This window comes from Burkholderia sp. SCN-KJ, assembly GCF_024656005.1.
Taxonomy (GTDB): Bacteria; Pseudomonadota; Gammaproteobacteria; order Burkholderiales; family Burkholderiaceae; genus Burkholderia.
The window spans coordinates 117,326-136,255 of record NZ_JANKOG010000002.1; the positions used below are offsets into that span (position 1 = coordinate 117,326).

The 18,930-nt window shown below is 66.6% G+C and carries 13 protein-coding genes; 8 read left to right on the forward strand and 5 right to left on the reverse strand.

Annotated elements, in window-relative coordinates; all coding sequences use genetic code 11:
- The first annotated feature begins 286 nt into the window (after positions 1–286).
- The 5 genes from NQV17_RS03900 (at position 287) to NQV17_RS03920 (ending at position 6,483) form a co-directional block, all read left to right on the forward strand.
- Positions 287–1,993 (forward strand): AMP-binding protein, encoded by a 1,707-nt coding sequence (locus NQV17_RS03900; protein ID WP_257769057.1) that lies wholly within the window; start codon positions 287–289, stop codon positions 1,991–1,993.
- Positions 1,994–2,108: 115 nt separating this feature from the next.
- Entirely contained in the window at positions 2,109–3,638 is a 1,530-nt protein-coding gene (locus NQV17_RS03905) for a CoA-acylating methylmalonate-semialdehyde dehydrogenase (RefSeq protein ID WP_124667451.1), read from the forward strand.
- Positions 3,639–3,656: 18 nt separating this feature from the next.
- A complete protein-coding gene (gene mmsB / locus NQV17_RS03910) occupies positions 3,657–4,559 on the forward strand; it encodes a 3-hydroxyisobutyrate dehydrogenase (protein WP_044846886.1) in 903 nt (300 codons plus the stop codon).
- On the forward strand, positions 4,556–5,347 hold the full coding sequence (locus tag NQV17_RS03915) for an enoyl-CoA hydratase (RefSeq protein WP_044846887.1): 792 nt from the start codon (positions 4,556–4,558) through the stop codon (positions 5,345–5,347). Before mmsB ends, NQV17_RS03915 begins: the two co-directional genes overlap by 4 nt.
- The gene (locus tag NQV17_RS03920; protein WP_124667450.1) at positions 5,344–6,483 is read left to right on the forward strand and encodes an enoyl-CoA hydratase/isomerase family protein; all 1,140 of its coding nucleotides are present in this window, start codon (positions 5,344–5,346) and stop codon (positions 6,481–6,483) included. The genes NQV17_RS03915 and NQV17_RS03920 overlap by 4 nt, the downstream gene beginning before the upstream one ends.
- 42 nt (positions 6,484–6,525) lie before the next feature.
- Here the strand turns inward: NQV17_RS03920 and NQV17_RS03925 are convergent, their stop codons facing one another.
- The gene (locus NQV17_RS03925; RefSeq protein ID WP_044846889.1) at positions 6,526–7,461 is read right to left on the reverse strand and encodes a LysR family transcriptional regulator; all 936 of its coding nucleotides are present in this window, start codon (positions 7,459–7,461) and stop codon (positions 6,526–6,528) included.
- Between the two features lie 189 nt (positions 7,462–7,650).
- Between NQV17_RS03925 and NQV17_RS03930 the strand changes: the two genes are divergently transcribed.
- Positions 7,651–9,189, forward strand: coding sequence for an MFS transporter (locus NQV17_RS03930; protein ID WP_257769064.1), 1,539 nt, complete (start codon positions 7,651–7,653; stop codon positions 9,187–9,189).
- 44 nt (positions 9,190–9,233) lie between these two features.
- Here the strand turns inward: NQV17_RS03930 and NQV17_RS03935 are convergent, their stop codons facing one another.
- Positions 9,234–9,815, reverse strand: coding sequence for an HD domain-containing protein (locus NQV17_RS03935; RefSeq protein WP_257769066.1), 582 nt, complete (start codon positions 9,813–9,815; stop codon positions 9,234–9,236).
- Between the two features lie 109 nt (positions 9,816–9,924).
- Entirely contained in the window at positions 9,925–10,482 is a 558-nt protein-coding gene (locus tag NQV17_RS03940; protein ID WP_257769068.1) for a helix-turn-helix transcriptional regulator, read from the reverse strand.
- 545 nt (positions 10,483–11,027) lie between these two features.
- Between NQV17_RS03940 and NQV17_RS03945 the strand changes: the two genes are divergently transcribed.
- Positions 11,028–12,431: an HdeD family acid-resistance protein gene (locus NQV17_RS03945; RefSeq protein WP_257769070.1), complete on the forward strand. Its 1,404-nt coding sequence runs from the start codon at positions 11,028–11,030 to the stop codon at positions 12,429–12,431.
- Between the two features lie 424 nt (positions 12,432–12,855).
- Positions 12,856–13,587, forward strand: coding sequence for a ribonuclease T2 (locus NQV17_RS03950; RefSeq protein ID WP_257769072.1), 732 nt, complete (start codon positions 12,856–12,858; stop codon positions 13,585–13,587).
- A 79-nt stretch (positions 13,588–13,666) separates the two neighbouring features.
- Here the strand turns inward: NQV17_RS03950 and NQV17_RS03955 are convergent, their stop codons facing one another.
- The gene (locus tag NQV17_RS03955) at positions 13,667–14,302 is read right to left on the reverse strand and encodes an isochorismatase family cysteine hydrolase (protein ID WP_257769074.1); all 636 of its coding nucleotides are present in this window, start codon (positions 14,300–14,302) and stop codon (positions 13,667–13,669) included.
- A 270-nt stretch (positions 14,303–14,572) separates the two neighbouring features.
- Positions 14,573–18,586 carry an NACHT domain-containing NTPase gene (locus tag NQV17_RS03960; protein WP_257769076.1) on the reverse strand — a complete coding sequence of 1,338 codons (4,014 nt, stop codon included), beginning with the start codon at positions 18,584–18,586 and terminating at the stop codon, positions 14,573–14,575.
- Between the last annotated feature and the right edge of the window lie 344 nt (positions 18,587–18,930).

Below are 18,930 nucleotides of genomic sequence, written 5' to 3' on the forward strand. Positions count from 1 at the left end.
GCGACGGGCGCTCCATCGACAACCACGCAAACAACAAGACCGGCAGGCAAACAGGCAGGGCACGAGGGCAGCGCGGCAAACGCGGCACGCAACGACGTGACCGTGCGCCGCGCGATACGGAACCGGGCATTCGCTGCAGCGCGTGCCCGGTTGACCGCTGGGCATGGAGACTCGCCAAGGCATGGGACGTGGGTAAGCACTAAAGCGCTAACTCACGTCGACCGCACGAGGCATGGGACGTGAGTAAGCGCTAAAGCGCTAACTCACGTCGACAGGAGACGACACGATGACGGTACAGGCATTCCTGGACGCACGCGACTTTCTGCTGCGCCATCGCACCGACTACGAAACCGCTTACCGCGATTTCGAATGGCCGGTGCTCGATGCGTTCAACTGGGCGCTCGACTACTTCGACCCGATGGCGCGCGGCAACGACAAGCCCGCGCTGTGGATCGTCGATGCGGCAACCGGCACGGGCGACCCGTATTCGTTCGCGCAGATGTCCGAGCGCTCGTCGCGGATCGCGAACTGGCTGCGCGGCATCGGCGTCGTGCGCGGCGACCGGATCCTGCTGATGCTGCCGAACCGTGTCGAGCTGTGGGACGCGATGCTCGCCGCGATGAAGCTCGGCGCAATCGTGCTGCCCGCGACCACGCAGCTGTCGGCCGACGACGTACGCGATCGCGTGCAGATCGGCGGCGCGAAATACGCGATCGTCGACGAGAACGAAACCGCGAAGTTCGAACAGGCCGATCTCGGCCTCGCGCAGAAGATCGTCGCCGGCGCGCCGCGCGCGGGCTGGCTCGCGATGAACGACGGCTATGCGGCGAGCGCCGCGTTCGAGCCGGACGCCGTCACGCACGCGAGCGATCCGATGCTGCTGTACTTCACGTCGGGCACGACGTCGAAGCCGAAGCTCGTCGAGCATACGCATCGCACCTATCCGGTCGGGCACCTGTCGACGATGTACTGGGTCGGCCTGCAGCCGGGCGACATCCACTGGAACATCAGCTCGCCGGGCTGGGCGAAGCATGCATGGAGCTGCTTCTTCGCGCCGTGGAATGCACAGGCGTGCGTGTTCGCGTTCAACTACGCGCGCTTCGAGCCGAAGGTCGTGCTCGATGCGCTCGTCAAATACCAGGTGACCACGCTGTGCGCGCCGCCGACCGTGTGGCGCATGCTCGTGCAGCAGCCGCTCGCGTCGTTCGACGTGAAGCTGCGCGAGATCGTCGGCGCGGGCGAACCGCTGAATCCCGAGATCATCGAGCGCGTGAAGAAGGCGTGGGGCATCACGATTCGCGACGGCTACGGCCAGACCGAAACCACCTGCCTGATCGGCAACACGCCGGGCCAGCCGGTCGTCGCGGGCTCGATGGGGCGGCCGCTGCCCGGTTACCGGATCGCGCTGCTCGACCCGGACGGCGCGCCGGTGACCGAAGGCGAGGTCGCGCTGCCGATCGGCGCCGGCGTGACGCGCCCGGTCGGCCTGATGACCGGCTATGCGAACAATCCCGACGCGACGACCCACGCGATGCGCGACGGCCATTACCGCACGTCGGACATCGCGATGCGCGGCGACGACGGCTACTACGTGTACATCGGCCGCGCGGACGACGTGTTCAAGTCGTCCGACTACCGGCTGAGCCCGTTCGAACTGGAAAGCGTGCTGATCGAGCATCCGGCGATCGCGGAAGCGGCCGTCGTGCCGAGCCCGGACCCGCTGCGGCTGTCGGTGCCGAAGACTTTCATCACGCTGCGCCAGGGCTACGAGGAAAGCCCCGCGCTCGCGCTGGAGATCTTCCGCTTCTCGCGCGAGAAGCTCGCGCCGTACAAGCGCATCCGCCGCCTGCAGTTCGCGGAGCTGCCGAAGACCATCTCGGGGAAGATCCGCCGCGTCGAGCTGCGCCGCCGCGAGATCGAGCGCGGCGACGATGCGACCACGCGGATGCCCGGCGAATACTGGGAAGAAGATTTCGCCGCCGAACTGAAATGACCGGCCGCGGGCCGCGCGTGCCGCGTTTTTGCCGTGCGTCGCCGGCCACCATACTGAACCGAACCGGCCGCGCGTGGCATCACGCCATGCGGCCCACTGCAAGGAGAGTGCACTGATGAACGCGAATCCGACGCCCCGCACGGGGCAAGACGTGCCGACGGTCAAGCTGCTGATCGACGGCGCCTTCGTCGAGTCCACCACGAGCGAGTGGCGCGACATCGTCAACCCGGCGACGCAGCAGGTGCTCGCGCGCGTGCCGTTCGCGACCGTCGCCGAAGTCGACGCGGCCGTGCAGGCCGCGCACGCCGCGTTTGCGACGTGGAAGAACACGCCGATCGCCGCGCGCATGCGCATCATGCTGAAGTTCCAGGATCTGGTGCGCGCGAACCTGCAGCGCATCGCGAAGACGCTGACGGCCGAGCAGGGCAAGACGCTGCCCGATGCCGAAGGCGACATCTTCCGCGGCCTCGAAGTAGTCGAGCATGCGTGCTCGATCGGTACGCTGCAACTCGGCGAATTCGCGGAGAACGTCGCGGGCGGCGTCGACACCTACACGCTGCGCCAGCCGCTCGGCGTGTGCGCGGGCATCACGCCGTTCAACTTCCCCGCGATGATTCCGCTGTGGATGTTCCCGATGGCGATCGTGTGCGGCAATACGTTCGTGCTGAAGCCGTCGGAGCAGGATCCGATGTCGACGATGCAGCTCGTCGAACTCGCGATCGAGGCCGGCGTGCCGAAGGGCGTGCTGAACGTCGTGCACGGCGGCAAGGAAGTCGTCGACGCGATCTGCACGCATCCGCTCGTGAAGGCGATCTCGTTCGTCGGTTCGACGGCCGTCGGCACGCACGTGTACAACCTCGGCAGCCAGCACGGCAAGCGCGTGCAGTCGATGATGGGCGCGAAGAACCACGCAGTGGTGCTGCCCGATGCGAATCGCGAGCAGACCCTCAACGCGCTGGTCGGCGCGGGCTTCGGCGCGGCCGGGCAGCGCTGCATGGCGACGTCGGTCGCGGTGCTGGTCGGCGAGGCGCGCGACTGGCTGCCCGATCTCGTCGCGAAGGCGAAGCTGCTGAAGGTGAACGCGGGCGCGGAAGCCGGCACCGACGTCGGCCCGGTCGTGTCGCGCGGAGCGAAGGCGCGCATCCTGTCGCTGATCGAAGCGGGCGTGAAGGAAGGCGCGAAGCTCGAGCTCGACGGCCGCGACGTGAAGGTGGCCGGTTACGAGGAGGGCAATTTCGTCGGCCCGACGATCTTCTCCGGCGTAAAGACCGACATGTCGATCTACACGCACGAGATCTTCGGTCCGGTGCTGGTCGTGCTCGAAGCCGACACGCTCGACGAAGCGATCGCGCTCGTCAACGCGAACCCGATGGGCAACGGCGTGGGCATCTTCACGCAGAGCGGCGCGGCCGCGCGCAAGTTCCAGAGCGAGATCGACGTCGGCCAGGTCGGCATCAACATCCCGATCCCGGTGCCGGTGCCGTTCTTCAGCTTCACCGGCTCGCGCGGCTCGAAGCTCGGCGATCTCGGCCCGTACGGCAAGCAGGTCGTGCAGTTCTACACGCAGACCAAGACGGTCACCGCGCGCTGGTTCGACGACGACACGACGGCCGGCCCGGTGAACACGACGATCCGGCTGCATTGAGCCGCGGAGGACACGAACATGAAGATCGGTTTTATCGGACTGGGCCACATGGGGGCGCCGATGGCGCTGAACCTGTTGAAGGCCGGCCATGAAGTGCATGCGTTCGACCTGAGTGCCGACGCATTGCGCGCGCTGCAGGACGCCGGCGCGCAGGTTGCCGCATCGCCGCGCGACGCGGCGTCGGGCGCGGCGTTCGTGATCACGATGCTGCCGGCCGCGCCGCACGTGCGCTCGGTGCTCGCCGGCGAGAACGGCGTGCTGGCCGGCCTCGGCGCCGGCGCGACCGTGATCGATTCGAGCACGATCGACCCGGCGAGCGCGCAGGCGTTCGGCGCGCTCGTGCGCGAGCACGGCGGCGCGTTCGTCGACGCGCCGGTGTCGGGCGGCACCGGCGGTGCAGCGGCCGGCACCTTGACCTTCATGGTCGGCGGCAGCGATGCGGATTTCGAGCGCGTGAAGCCGGTGCTCGCCGGGATGGGCAAGAACATCGTCCACTGCGGGCCGACGGGGATGGGGCAGGTCGCGAAGGTCTGCAACAACCTCGTGCTCGGCATCTCGATGGCGGCCGTGTCGGAGGCGATGTCGCTCGGCGTCGCGCTCGGCATCGACCCGAAGGTGCTGGCCGGCATCGTCAACACGTCGACGGGCCGCTGCTGGAGCTCGGACACCTACAACCCGTATCCGGGCGTGATCGACACCGCGCCGTCGTCGCGCGGCTACAGCGGCGGCTTCGGCACCGACCTGATGCTGAAGGATCTCGGCCTCGCGAACGACGCCGCGAAGCAGGCGCGCCAGCCCGTCTATCTCGGTGCGCTCGCGCAGCAGCTGTACCAGACGATGAGCAGCCGCGGCGACGGGCAGCTCGATTTCTCGGCGGTGATCCGCCTGTACCAACCGGCCACCAAGAAGGACGCCTCATGATCGAACTGGACTACGTCGACGACGGCGCGATCGCGTGCGCGACGCTCAAGCGTCCGCCCGCGAACGCCTTCACCGCCGACGGGCTGCAGCAGCTGCAGGCCACCGTCGCCGAATTGAATGCGAACCCGCGCGTGCGCGCGCTGGTGATCACCGGCGACGGCCCGAAGTTCTTCAGCGCGGGCGCGGACCTGAACACGTTCGCCGACGGCGATCGCGCGGTCGCGCGCGCGATGGCCGCGCGTTTCGGCGCGGCATTCGAGGCGCTGCACGACGCGCGCGTCGTGACGATCGCGGCGATCAACGGCTATGCGATGGGCGGCGGCCTCGAATGCGCGCTCGCGTGCGACCTGCGGATCGCCGAGACGCACGCGCAGATGGCGCTGCCCGAGCCGTCGGTCGGCCTGCTGCCGTGCGGGCTCGGCACGCAGACGCTGCCCTGGCTCGTCGGTGAAGGCTGGGCGAAGAAGATCATCCTGGCCGGCACGCGCGTCGACGCGGCGACGGCCCTCAGGATCGGCCTCGTCGAGGACGTGGTCGAAAGCGGCGCGGCCCGCGACGCGGCGCTCGCGCTCGCGCGCAACGTCGCGCGGCAGAGCCCGCATGCGGTCGCCTACAGCAAGGAGCTGATCGGGCTCGCGCGCCGCGGCGTGCCGCGCGGCGCGGCGCTCGCGGTCGAGCGCGAGCGCTTCGTCGACCTGTTCGACACGAACGATCCGCGCGAGGGCGTGGCCGCGTTTCTCGGCAAGCGCGCGCCGCAATGGCACACCGACGGGGAGCCGCAACGATGAGCACGCCGGTGACGACTCATGACAGCTTCGCGCAACCCGCGCCGGAGGTGCTGTTTCGCGTGGTGAACCGCGTGGCGCTCATTACGCTGAACCGGCCGGCCGCGCTCAATGCGTTGTCCTATTCGATGATCGGCGAGCTGGCCGCGCTGCTCGAACGTTGCCGCACCGACGACCAGATCGTCGCGGTCGTGCTGCGCGGTGCAGGCGAGAAGGGCTTCTGCGCGGGCGGCGACGTGCGCGCGCTGCACCGAATGGTCGCGCAGCGCGAGACCTGGCTGCCGTTCTTCGTCGACGAATACCGGCTCGATTACGCGATCCACACGTTCCCGAAGCCGGTGGTCGCGCTGATGGACGGCGTGACGATGGGCGGCGGAATGGGGCTCGCGCAAGGCGCGGCGCTGCGCGTCGCGACCGAGCGCAGCAAGATCGCGATGCCCGAGACGCGCATCGGCCTCGTGCCCGACGTCGGCGCGACGCATTTCCTGTCGCGCATGCCGGTCGAGCTCGAGCTGTACGTGGGGCTGACGGGCGCGATGCTGTCGGGCGCCGACGCGCTGAGCGCGAAGCTCGCGGATCTGTGCGTGCCGTCGGCGTGGCTCGATACGTTCGAGACGCGCATCGACAGCATCAAATGGGACGGCGACGTGCTGCCGGCGCTGCGCAAGGTGTTCGAGCCGCCGTGCAACGTCGTGCCGCATGCGGCGCTCGATACGCAGATGGCGTGGATCGTCCGTCACTTCGACAAGCGCTCGACCGTCGAGCGGATCGTCGCGACGCTCACGCAGGAGCTCGCGCGCGACGAGCTGTCGCGCGAGCATCGTCAATGGCTGCAGGCGACGCTCGATGCACTCGCCGGCCATTCACCGACGATGTTGTGCGTGACGCGCGAAGCGCTGCTGCGCGGACGGCAGATGACGCTCGCCGAATCGTTCCGGATGGAGCTCGGCATCGTCGCGCGCGCAATCGAGGAGGGCGACTTCTGCGAAGGCGTGCGCGCGCATCTCGTCGACAAGGATCGCAAGCCGCGCTGGGCGCCGGCGTCGCTCGTCGAGCTGCGCGCCGAGCGCGTGCGGCATTTCCTGACGTCGCCGTGGAAGCTGTTCGCGCATCCGCTCGCCGATCTCGGCGCGGCGTGAGCGCCGCGTGACGGCCCGGCGCGCCCGTGCGGCGCGTCGGTTTCAACCGGTTTTCTTGAGGCTCGCGGGCTCCGGCCGCTCGATCATCGGCGGCACCGCCTGCACGAGCGCGTCGATCACGCAGCGCGTCTTGCGCGGCAGGTAGCGCGTTTTCGGCCAAATCGCGTGAATGTCGCCTTCGCACACGAAGCAGCGATCGAGCACGACGACCATCTCGCCGCGCTTCACGTAATGATCGAGCAGCCAGCTCGGCAGCCACGCGATCCCGAACCCCGATGCGCCGGCCGCCGCGATCGCCTGCACGTCGTCGAAGCTGAGCTGGTGCGGCATGTCGATGCGCACCGTCGAGCCGTCCGGCGCGCGCAGGTCCCACGGCTGCGCGACGCCCGAGCGCGAGTACGCGATCGTCCGGTGGTTCCGCAGATCGTCGAGCGATTGCGGCATCCCGTAGCGCGCGAGATACGACGGCGCGGCGCCGAGGCTCCCGTATTGCGTGCCGAGCCGCCGCACCGCGAGGCTCGTGCTGTCCGCGAGCGAACCGATCCGCACTGCGAGGTCGATGCCTTCCTCGACCAGGTCGACGAAGCGGTCGGTGATCGACACGTCGATCCGCAGGTGCGGATAGGTGCGCGCGAGATCGAGCACGATCGGCGTCACGCAGTGATGCCCGAACGCGAGCGGCACGCTCAGCCGCAGCTTGCCGCGCGCTTCGTTGCGGCCGCAATCGAGATCGGCTTCGGCCGCTTCCAGCTCCGCCAGCGCGCGCACGCAGCGATCGTAGTACGCCTGGCCGTCGTCGGTCAGGCTCTGGCTGCGCGTCGTGCGCTGCAGCAGCCGCGCGCCGAGCCGCTTCTCGAGCCGCGCGATCGCCTTGCCGACCGCCGAGCGCGTCATGTCGAGCCGTTCCGCGGCGAGCGCGAAGCTGCCGGATTCCACGACCTGGACGAAGGTCGTTACGCCGTCGAGTTTGTCGGTCATGGCGGGGGGGTGCTGAGGTTGCCCTGATTGCGTCCTGCGATTCCCTAGTCCGGGGAAATGGACGCATCAATGGGGAGGGAAATTCTCACTATAGTACCGATTCCCGCCCAGCGTGCGTTGCCGGCCGCACGCGGCGCATCCTTCTCACCTGGAGGCGCACGGCCTGTCGAGGGCCGTCGCGCAATACGCATGACCCTATCCGACTCCCGCAGGAATGCGGTCGCGCTGGCGGCCGTCTGTCTCACGTCGCTGATGTTCGGCCTCGAGATATCGAGCGTGCCGGTGATCTTGCCGACGCTCGAACGCGTGCTGCACGGCGACTTCAACGGCATGCAGTGGATCATGAACGCGTACACGATCGCGTGCACGACGGTGCTGATGGCGGCCGGCACGCTCGCCGACCGGTTCGGCCGCAAGCGCGTGTACGTGATCGGCACCGTGCTGTTCGGCGCGACGTCGCTGCTGTGCGGGCTCGCGCCGAACGTGCCGGTGCTGGTCGCGGGCCGGCTGCTGCAGGGCGCGAGCGGCGGCGCGATGCTGATCTGCCAGATCGCGGTGCTGTCGCATCAGTTCCGCGAGGGGCGCGAGCGCGGCCGCGCGTTCGGGATCTGGGGCATCGTGTTCGGGATCGGCCTCGGCTTCGGGCCGATCGTCGGCGGCGCGATCGTCGCGGCGGCGAGCTGGCCGTGGGTGTTTCTCGTGCATGCGCCACTCGCGGCCGTCGCGCTCGTGCTGATCGGCGGCGCGGTGCAGGAGTCGCGCGATCCGCATGCGGGCACGCTCGACGTCGCGGGCATCGTCACGCTGTCGCTCGCGGTGCTCGGTCTCGCGTTCTACATTACCCAGAGCGCGGAATTGGGGCTCACGAGCGCGGCCGGCCTCGGCGTGCTCGGCGCGACCGTGCTCGCGCTGGCCGGCTTCTTCGTCGCGGAGCGCACGAGCGCGCGGCCGATGTTCGACTTCTCCGTGTTCCGGATTCGCGCGTTCACCGGTGCGATCTTCGGCTCGATGGGGATGAACTTCAGCTTCTGGCCGTTCATGATCTACCTGCCGATCTGGTTCCAGGTCGCACTCGGCTACGACAGCGTGACGGCCGGCCTCGCGCTGCTCGCGTACACGCTGCCGACGCTGGTCGCGCCGCCGTTCGGCGAGCGGCTCGCGCTGCGCTACGGGCCCGGCGTCGTGATTCCGGGCGGCCTGTTTACGATCGCAGCCGGCTTCGCGCTGATGCGGATCGGCAGCGGCGTCGAGCACGCGAACTGGCTCACGATGCTGCCCGGCTGCGTGATCGCCGGCATCGGGCTCGGGCTCACCAACACGCCGGTCACGAACACGACAACGGGCGCGGTGCCGAGTTCGCGGGCCGGGATGGCGTCGGGCATCGACATGAGCGCGCGGATGATCTCGCTCGCGCTGAACATCGCGACGATGGGCTTCGTGCTGGTCGCGGGGATCGTCGCGAGCCTGAGGGCCGGCGTCGCGGGAGCGGTCGATGCGGAGGCGCTGCGCGCGCTGGCGCAGCAGATCGCGTCGGGCCGCACCGACGGGCTGCAGGCGATCGCGCCGGCGCTCGCCAAGGCCGACCCGAACGGTGCGGCGCTGCACGCGGCGCTCGTGCACGGCTTCGGCTGGGTGATGGTGTACGGCGCGGCCGGCGCGGCGGTGCTCGCGACGGCAAGCGCGGTGGCGTTCGCGCCGGCACGGCGTAGGGCGACGGTGTGTGAATGACGCGTGCGCCGCGCGCGGCGTCGTGCGCGGCCGGTTCCGCGCGCTTACGCGCCGTCGCCGCGTGTGTCGATCCTGCGTTGCGTGTCCGCGTCGACGATCGCACGGATCGCGTTGAACAGCGGTACCGCGTCGGTGTAGCGCCGGCCGTAGCCGAGATTGAACGCGTAGTCGAAGTCGGGCGGATTGCTGCCCTGGTTGTGCTGCAGGATCGTCTCGAGCTTGTCGAGTGCCTTCGCGGCGCGCGCCTCCGGTGATGCCGCCGCCTCGTATTCGTCCCACAATGCGACGATCTCGTCGCGCAGTGCGCGATCGAGCCCGGCCGTCAGCGTCAGCAGGTCGTCGCGTTCGTGCGTGCTCTTGTCCGGATGCGCGGCTTGCTCGATCGCGGGGATGTCGCCGTGCAGCGCTTCGCCGAGATCGTGGACGACGCACAGTTTCAGCAGCTTCGTCGTGTCGACGTCGGGCAGCGCGTCGGCGAACACGAGCGCCATCAGGCACAGCCGCCAGCTGTGCTCGGCCGTGCTTTCGGCGCGCCCGTTCGACGTGTGGCCGCTGCGCAGCACGTCTTTCAGGCGTTCGGCTTCGCGCAGGAAATCGAGCCGCGCGTGGATCGTGTCGAGGTTCATGGCTGGAGGAAATGCTCGAATCGTGCCGTCAAGCGTACGCCGTGCGGCCGCGCTGCGTCCACGCATGAAATATGCGCGCCGCGCTCGCCCCCCGCGCCCGCCGCGCGTGCTACAGCGTTTCGACGAGGCGCGCGGCGGAGCCGTCCGACAGCGTCATCCGCGTCCATCGGCAGGTGCTGCCGCGGATCGGCACGACGCGCGACGCATTGGCGCCGGTCGCGAATTCGACGCTCGGCGGCCCCGCATGATCGTGCCAGCCGAGCGGGTCGAGCGCGGCTTCCATGCGGACGATCTCCGGCGACGCATAGCGCCACAGCGACGTGCCGAGCAGCGTCGGCAGCGGCCGCGAGAACTCGGCCGCGCGCGACGGCGAGCACGCGAGCAGACGGTGCGTGAGGTCGCACACGAGATGCATGCGCGCCGTGCTGCTCGCGATCAGCCGCGCGAGCGCGCGGTCGCCCGCCGAATCGAGCCGCGCGGCAAGCAGCCGCTCGGCCGTCGCGCGCTCGTCCGGCGACATCTGCTGGATGCCGGCTTCCCAGCGCGAGATCGTCGATTGGGCGACGCCGAACAACTCGGCAGCATGGCTCTGCTTCACGCGATGCAGCGTGCGCCAGCGCTTGAGTTGCGGGCCGAGCGGCGGGGTGTGAAGCGGTGAGGCGGGCATGTTCGTATTCCGTTCGGGATGCGGGCCGCGCAGGCGCCGCGTTGCGCAATGGATGAATGGGGCCGTCATTTCCGGGATGCCTGGATTACGACGAACCCGATCGGAACGCGCGTCGTCCGCCAAGGGCGGGTGAGCCGTCGGCGGTGATCGGTGTGCGCTGCATCGTGAGATCCAGACCTGCGATCGCCATCGTGACATGCCGAGCTTAGATCGTGTACGGCTGGTCGAGCAACGGTGCGGCCATCCCGGACGGTACGTCGAAACCCTCGGCGGAATAGCAGCCGCAACTCCGCCAATCGCGCCGTCTCTATCGACACGCCGGGCATCCGGCTCCGCCGGCAATGTTTTCGCCAGGCTTTCAACCGGCTCCGCCATATCTTATTATTCGGCGAAAGCGGCGCGCGCCGGCCGCCATTGGTCATGTCGACGCATGACGCGCCGGTCAGCATTGCCGCCTTCCGACTCCCGCATCGCACGATGCGCGGTTGGAACGACAGGGCACGCGTGACCTGCGCGTATCCAGAAAAAATCAATACGAGGGCGCCATGGTACGACTGGTCTTGCTGCTGCTGGGCATCGAGTATCTGCGAACGCGCTGGCGCGGGCTGACCGTGCTGGGCTGGCTGTGGGTCGTCGCGGGTGTCGGCATCTTCGTCGACGCACTCGACGGCGCGCTGCATTTTCCGATCGAACTGTTCGCGTGGCTGTTCCTGATCGAGGGGCTCGCGACGCTCGCGGTGGCCGGCAGCGGCGTCGGCGGGCAACGCATCCTGCGCTACGTGAAGGGCATCGCGGTCGTGGTGGCCGCCGCGCTCGTGTTCGCCGGCCATCATCACGGACACTTCCTGCTGTCGATGATCTTCGGCACGCTGTTTCTCGTCGACGGGCTGCTGCAGTGCACGTCCGCGTGGATGGTGCGTTACCGGCGCTGGCACGTCGCATTCGCGTGGGGCGTCGTCGAGATCCTGCTCGCGATCTTCTTCTACCAGCCGTATCCGACTCATTATGTGGGCACCGTGCCGTACTGCCTCGGCCTGCTGCTGATGTTCGGCGGGATGCACATGCTGAGCCTTGCCGCGCGCGTGCGGCGGCTGACGCGCAACCCCGCGTTCGTCACGTCGCCGGCGCCGGCGATCGTCCCCGACATCGACACGGCTGCCGACCTCCCGCGCTTCACGCAATCCGAATGGGACGGCCCGCCGGCCGACCACGAGCACGCGCTGACCGTGCACGTGTGGACGCCGACCGGCACGTCGAAGGCCGAGGCGCAGCGCTATCCGGTGATCGACCGCTACATCGCGGCGGTGGACGTCAACGGCGTGATCTCCACCGGCCATGCGGCGCTGGAGTCGCCCGAGGGCATCTACATCAGCCTGTATCCGGCCGTCGAGATCGATCGTTCTCCCGATGAATTCACGCGGATCCTGCGTGCGACGCGCGAGAACGACGTGCCCGGGCTGTTCCAGCCCGACTATGCGACCGAGTCGAAGGCGTGGTGTCCGTCGACCGTGCGCGTGCGGATCCGCAACTACGATCCGGCGAAGCTGGCCGCGTTCTGGTCGTCGTACCGGCAGACGGTCACGTACAACCTCACGCACCGCAACTGTTCGAGCACCGTGTCGAACGCGCTCGAAGCGGCGCTCGACGGCGCGGTGTGGCGGCTCAAGGGCACGCGCGCCGGGTGGGGCGCATTCGTGCGGCTGCTGCTCACGCCCGAGCTGTGGGTTGCCGCGCAGATCCGCAAGCGCGCTGTGACGATGGCCTGGACGCCCGGGCTCACGCTCGACTATGCGCGCGCGCTCAGCATGCTCGCCGATCCGCGGCCGTTCGCGTGGTGGAAGGTCGCGCGCTCGGCCGTGCAGGCGATCATCGCGTCGCGCCGCGCGTGGCGCGAGCAGGACAGCGCGGCGCTATCGTCCGGCGGATCGGAAGCCGCGTCGGTGAAATGATCGCGTGGCGCCGGACGAGGGCCGGCGCGTGAGCATCGGCGTGTGGCAGATTCTCGCGCTCGAAGGCGCGGATTCGGCCGCGCGTGCGCGCATGCAGCTTGGCAGCGAGCCGTGAGCCGTGAGCAGGGGCATGCTGTCCGCGAGTTCGATGCTTTGCCCGTTCCGATCGCGACGCGATAGGGCCTGCCCGGCCGGCAGGCCGTCATCGTGGGGATGCTCCGTTGCAGGGTTGGGCGGCGTCTCCGGCGGAGAAGGGCGCGTATTGGTTGGTACCGATGTCGGCGCTGACAAGGGTGGCGTTCGACTACGAATTCCTTCGTCTACCTTCATATTGATGCCACGTTGCGCGAGCAACAATCGCGGGCAGACATTCGACAACCTTGTGGCGCATCCCGCGACCGCAAGCCTTTTCCGAGGAAACGCCATGCTCAAGACGCTCGCCCGCGCCGCGGCCGCACTCGCCGTCGCATCCGCCTCGCTGCACGCCGTCGCGCAGACCAGCTACGACTACCTGCTGCTCGCCGCTTCGTGGGAACCCGGCTTCTGCGCGTCGCACGACACGCCGGAGTGTACGAGCCTCGCCGGCACGTATGCGGCGACGAGCCTGTCGCTGCATGGTCTCTGGCCGAACCGGTACGACGGCAACCAGCCGTTCTACTGCGGCGTGCCGCAGAGCGACGTCGATCTCGACAACGCGCACCAGTGGTGCAGCATGGATGCGTATCCGGTCAGCACAGCGACTCGCAATACGCTGTCGACCTACATGCCGGGCGTGGCGTCGTGCCTCGACAAGCACGAATGGTTCAAGCACGGCACCTGCTCGAACTCGGCGTCGCCGGATGCGTACTGGAATCAGGCGGCGGGCATGATCAGCCGGCTCGGCAACACGTCGTTCAACGCGTTCCTGCAGGCGAACGCGGGCAAGACGGTGACGCGCAACCAGCTGCTGTCCGCGTTCGAAGGCGCGTTCGGCAGCAATACGCGCAGCGCGGTGTCGCTGAAGTGCACGAAGACCAATGGCGTCAGCTATTTCACGGAAGCGTGGATCGCGGTCAAGACGAACGCGACCACGCAGTTTCCGAGCGCGGCGTCGCTCGTGACGGACGGGAATACGCAGGGGACGTGCCCGACGTCGGGCGTGTATATCGCGAAGTAACGCGCGAAGTTGCGCACGGCGTGATGCGCGAGGCGCCGGCCGGAAGCGTTCCGGCCGGCGTGGCGTGGATATCGCGCGCCTAAGCGAGCAGCCGCAGCGCGTCCGCGAGCGACAGCACCGTCGTGCGCGTCTCGAACGCCGTCGCGAACAGATGCTCGTGCACGACCTGATCCGGGTCGTAGCAGCAGTCCTTCACCGTATACAGCCGGAAATCCGCGTCGCTGGCGTGCGCGACCGACGACAGCACGACACCGGTCGACGCAATCCCGACCAGGATCAGCGTATCGATACCGCGCGCGATGAGCCGCGCCTGCAGGTCGGTGCGGAAGAACACGCTCGCGCGATGCGCGATAGTCAGCGGCTCGCTGTCGAGCCGGCCGAGCTCCGGGCACGGGCCGTCGTCGACGAACAGTCCGAGTTGCCTGATCCCTTGCCCGTTCTTGTTGCGCGGACTGACTTCCGGGTAGCCGGGGCTGAAGCGGAGATTCGCGAAGCAGACGTGGACACCGCCGGAGCGCGCCGCATCGCACAGCTTGCGCGTGTTGGCGAGCAGGGTGGGGGCGACTGACGGAAAGAGGCCGAGGATGTCGGTCTGGTAGTGCATCACGATGAGCGCGGTTTGTGCCGGAACGATCGGGGGAAGCGGCGCGTGCGTGCCGCCTTCCGCGCCTGCATGGCGAGTCGTTGCGAGATCTGAAGCGTGTTCCGGTTGCATGACTGATGCTCTCCCATGAGTCACTTCGGTGTTTTCGGAAAATCGACCGCTGCTTACACGTCGTCAACCATTCCAGTGCAAGCGTGCCAGAAGTCGGTCAATATGATCTGAGATGAAATCCGGTCGGGCGAATGGCGAGGCCGTCGACGACAGTCCTTGGCCAGTAACTGCCGTTGCCTGAGCGCTTCCTCGCCGTCGTGGCGTGCCTTCTGGCCTGGCTGCCACGAACGCTCTTGACGCCGCCACAGGTGGCGTAAACAAGGGGGCGGCTTAGTTCCCACGAACCGAACAATCGAGCACGTGGATTGTGATTGAGCGTTTTTCTTCATCCGATAAGCCTGCTTCGAGCATTGCCTGAAGTTCCTCAGGCGTTTGCGGCCGCGAGCCGGAGGGTGGTAGGGTGATCCGCGTTGGATCACCGAACCAGAGCACGACGTAAATGCCGTGTCCTTTAGCCCGCGGATCGGTCGCATACCGTGCTATCAACTGTCCCCGGGTGGCAGTCCAAAGTTCGCCATGGCGATCGCGCTTGACCTCGATCGGCACGCCGCCCAGTGTGCCAGTGGTGCACCATACATCGGAGCGCTTTCCGTCGGCGTGGTGAGTTTCGGGCAAGCAGGCAACCTCGAACCGTTCAAGCCTGATGCGAAGTTGGTCGGTGAACGTATCGCGGCAAAGCTCTTCGTGTCTAGGCGTCGTTACCCTCTTGTGGGAATCTGCGTTCCAATACTGGCGGTTCAGGTTCAAGTCACTGCGACAGACTTGTTCCTTTAGATCTTCTATGGTGTCGTTTACGATCGCGGCGATCTCGACCGGGCTGGATGGCCTCCCTCGCTGCAGTGCCGCGCAGACCTGCGACCAAGTCGGCCGCTCGTACGTTGCATTGCGCCAGACGACCTGCTGGGCGGCTAGGGCTTCACGCACCTTTGATTGCCATTCGGCGAGCGTCGGCAGGCTTTCGATTCGTTTGAGCTGCTCGGTACTTTCCGCATCCGGCCTGCTGGCCAAATCGTGGAGGAATCGCCTGACAAGGTCGGCACGATTCATCGCGGGGCTCACCCAGCCGGAATCGGTGAGGCGAGTGGGCGAGCATCCAACTGAAAAATGCTCAATCAGCAGCCCTAGCACGTTCGAAGGCCATGAAATTTCGTCGCTACCGACCTTGCGGCGGTGCAAGAAGTCGGCGAAGTGTTCGACGGCAGGTGGGCGCCGCAGCAAGTAGCAGTTGGCGAGAGGCAGATAATGGTCCGGGGCTAGGAGTATCCCCGCAGCTAGCCAGTAAGCGCGCTGGGGTCCATCCATTTTCGGCGCGTCGAGGCGCACTCGGATGAGGGGAAGCAATTCCTCACGCGTGGGCAGTTTTAACGCCTCGTGAAGCATGTCCATGAGCGTGCTGCGGAGATTGGGGCGCGTGTGCAATGGGAACTGTGCTAGCAGCGACAGCAAGCACGTCTTAGAAACTTCCGCGTAGGCTGGGTCGCTAAAAAGATGTGTGACATTCGGGCTGCGGCTATTCCACTGCATTGCGGCCGTCAAGTATGCGCTCAAGGCATCGAGGAAGCATTGCGGTCGGGTTGCAGCCGCTGTAGCTACCCACGAGGGGCGATCATTGATTGGGTGCGCAAAATGAGCCAGCAATACCGCCACGAGGCGCTCGTCGGACAGCGAGTCGAGGACCAGATGACCGTCGCGATCGGCTAGCTCCAAGCTGATCAGCGCCGGTGTATTCAGCACCATACGCTTGCCCTTGGCGATGGCCACCGAGGTTTCTTCGACGGATGGCAAGTCCGCCCGGTTGATCGCATTGCGCAGCGTCGAGAGTGCAGCCTGAACCAGCTCCTCGTCGCCCGCGAAGAAACTGGTCAACTTTTCCTGCGGCGTTTTACCCTCGATTTCGTAGTACGTGTGTTCATAGATATCGGCCACGGAACGCAGAATCGCAAGAGGCACAAGTGGCAGAGCGAAATCGGCGAGCCGTGCACGATAAAAGTCGCGCCGCTGGGTCGCCTCGCGATTGCGTTCGTGTCGGTGTGTGGCTTCGTCCAATTTCCATTGCCACTGCTCGAAGCTGCAAGTGAGCCTGCCGGCGATCAAATCCTGCCACCCCCGTGATGCAGCTAGTTGTTCACACGCAATCAACCTCTCCTCAAGATCGAGTTGGGGTTCATCGGGAACAGCCTGGAGAGCCCGGACGAAAAACGCCTTTGCCCCTGCCTCATCGTCGGTCGCTTGGGCCTTTGCAAGCCACCACTCCACCTCATTCTCCGGTGCCGCTGCCCCATGCAGCCGGGCCTCGGCATGCCACACTCGGTTCTCCGTACTCGCATACCGGTTCAGTGCGAGGTCCAGCAGCGCAAAATAGCGGTTCGGACGAGCTTGCAGCCACTGTTGGACCGCTTGCTTATCGTTTTGCTCCAGCAAACTTTCTGAATGTGGGCCGCATGCCGCATCCAGCCAGTTCAGCAACTGTTCATCTGGTGTTTCCTCCGCGTCGTCAGCTAAGACGCGCGCCAGCAAACCGCCGACGGCCTCGGCGTACTCGCGCAGGGTGCCCCCTTTGCTCAATTCTGTCCGCGCCGCGAATGCGTCCAGTAGGCTAGGCGCTTCAGCCACATCAATCTTGTCTAGGTCATGCCGCCAGAACATCGTGTACTTGCCGATAAGGTTCTTTCGTTTCGGCGGATGAAGGAAGTCGGGGAGGTCCGCGGACGAAAGCGCGCGCGGGTACATCGCTTTGAGCAATGCGCCAAGCAGTTCGTCATCGCTGTCCGTCACCGCGCCAGCGTTGATGTCGTCTAGCAAAGTGCGTATGGACGGATCGTCTACGCCAACCCACCGCCGATAGATTTTCAAGGCACGGCCGCGTACGGCTGGCCACCGGGACGCGTCCCGGACGATGGATAGCATGAGATGCACTAAGCCCGAGTCCGACGGCGCATCGAGCAGTCCATCGAGCAGCGCGAACACGAGAAGTTGATGGTTCTCCGAGAGGTCCACATCGGCAAGTTGCTGGCTGACCACCACGCGCATCTCCGGTGTGACCAATGCCGTAAACGGTCGGCCTTCCCACTCATACCAGCGGAATGACGCAGAAACCGCGATGTCGCCACCTAGGCGCTTCATCAATGCCGACTTTTCGCCAATCGAGAAATCCTTCGCGTCTCCATACAGGAGGACACCAAGTGAGTCGAGTCGAACAAGGGTGGCCCGAGCCAAGGAAGACATTGACGCCAACCAACCGGCGAGGCCGCGCATGCTGCTGACGATCCCGCCGTCTGAGCCGCAGATCAACGTGAGCACACGCCGCAATGTGAGTTGCTCCTGGAGACGGTCAGTCAGGCAGCGGGCGGTAAGAAATTCGGCCACCGTTCGATGTACCGGGGCGAATACATCGCGTCCTATCGACTTGAATAGGCGGCTGGTCAACGCTTCGTCCAGGGGCAGTCCTCGGGGATTCGGCACGGCATTTAGTCTGAGCACCCGGTCTGGCGGGTTCGGAGAGCGCGTGAAGCCGGCGAGGTCTGCGATTAGCTGGATAGCGCAAAGGTATGCCGCGGCCTGATGAAGCGCTCCCTGATCCGACGCGGTTTTGCGAGTAGCTGCGACGTGCTCCTCGTTGTGCTCCTGCACCAGCCGCTCACACGCCATTTCATACACAGCCAGCCGAGTCTCCGGCCAGTGATTGTCCGGGCCGACCGCCATCGCGAGCATTCCCAGAGTCTGCGGGTTGAACAGGAGATCGGTCAGTCCATGTCGTTCGGCTGACGTGATGAAGGCCTGCGGGTCGGTGATGCCGTGGTTAGCGGGGAGGATGGCGGCAATATCGTCCAGCGCAAGTGGATGCAAGGTGAAGACTTGGAGCTGCTCCCCCGCCGGTAGTATCGATTGCAGCTTGGCCGCGTCCGGGTTGCCCAGCCAATCGGCAGCACGGCACGAGAGGCGGAAACGGCGGCATCCCAGTTGCTGCAGCTTCCTACGAATATTGTCCAGGGGTACCCTGCCGTCTACGGTGCCGGCCCGCGTTTCGTCGAGTCCGTCGATGAACACCGGCAATGTCGAGTCCTGCAGTTCAGGATGAGCCAGCGCAAGAAAGTCGCCCGCGCTGATGCGATGGCCGCCGCCAGCATCGATCTCCTGCACGAACGCCTCGGTTTTGCCTGAGCCGGGATCGCCGAGCAACACATATGCCGTCAAGGCTCGCGTGTCGCTCAACAGGGTCGGTTCTGCAACCGGCTCACCTTTGATGTCGGATTGGCGCACGCATGTGCGCGGGACCAGCAGCATCTACGTCTCTTATCGTTTAGTTGAGTTTATCGCTCAGCGAGTGCCAATAACCGGACACCGGAATCGCTCGCGCAGCGTCTTCTGTGCATTGTGTTGGCTTTGGGTCGTTTTGAGCCGGTAACGGACCACCGGGGAGGCCGACGGCGTTCGGTTCGGCTCATTATGAGCCATTCACGACCGGCGCCCGCATTGCCGGAGTGACGCCTGCGGCGATACGCTGGAAACTTGTTCCGCGATTTGCCGCGCCCGGTTGCTTTCTTCACTGTGCTCGCAATGCGGCAAAATGAGTGTCCTGTTGCCGGGCGGCCCCGATGAGTGGCGCACTGGAAGACGTGCCCCGATCA

Bases quoted from the DNA above. Each gene is read 5' to 3' on its own strand.
- NQV17_RS03900 (WP_257769057.1), top strand. From the start codon at position 287: ATGACGGTACAGGCATTCCTGGACGCACGCGACTTTCTGCTGCGCCAT.
- NQV17_RS03905 (WP_124667451.1), top strand. From the start codon at position 2,109: ATGAACGCGAATCCGACGCCCCGCACGGGGCAAGACGTGCCGACGGTC.
- mmsB (WP_044846886.1), top strand. From the start codon at position 3,657: ATGAAGATCGGTTTTATCGGACTGGGCCACATGGGGGCGCCGATGGCG.
- NQV17_RS03915 (WP_044846887.1), top strand. From the start codon at position 4,556: ATGATCGAACTGGACTACGTCGACGACGGCGCGATCGCGTGCGCGACG.
- NQV17_RS03920 (WP_124667450.1), top strand. From the start codon at position 5,344: ATGAGCACGCCGGTGACGACTCATGACAGCTTCGCGCAACCCGCGCCG.
- NQV17_RS03925 (WP_044846889.1), bottom strand. From the start codon at position 7,461: ATGACCGACAAACTCGACGGCGTAACGACCTTCGTCCAGGTCGTGGAA.
- NQV17_RS03930 (WP_257769064.1), top strand. From the start codon at position 7,651: ATGACCCTATCCGACTCCCGCAGGAATGCGGTCGCGCTGGCGGCCGTC.
- NQV17_RS03935 (WP_257769066.1), bottom strand. From the start codon at position 9,815: ATGAACCTCGACACGATCCACGCGCGGCTCGATTTCCTGCGCGAAGCC.
- NQV17_RS03940 (WP_257769068.1), bottom strand. From the start codon at position 10,482: ATGCCCGCCTCACCGCTTCACACCCCGCCGCTCGGCCCGCAACTCAAG.
- NQV17_RS03945 (WP_257769070.1), top strand. From the start codon at position 11,028: ATGGTACGACTGGTCTTGCTGCTGCTGGGCATCGAGTATCTGCGAACG.
- NQV17_RS03950 (WP_257769072.1), top strand. From the start codon at position 12,856: ATGCTCAAGACGCTCGCCCGCGCCGCGGCCGCACTCGCCGTCGCATCC.
- NQV17_RS03955 (WP_257769074.1), bottom strand. From the start codon at position 14,302: ATGCAACCGGAACACGCTTCAGATCTCGCAACGACTCGCCATGCAGGC.
- NQV17_RS03960 (WP_257769076.1), bottom strand. From the start codon at position 18,586: ATGCTGCTGGTCCCGCGCACATGCGTGCGCCAATCCGACATCAAAGGT.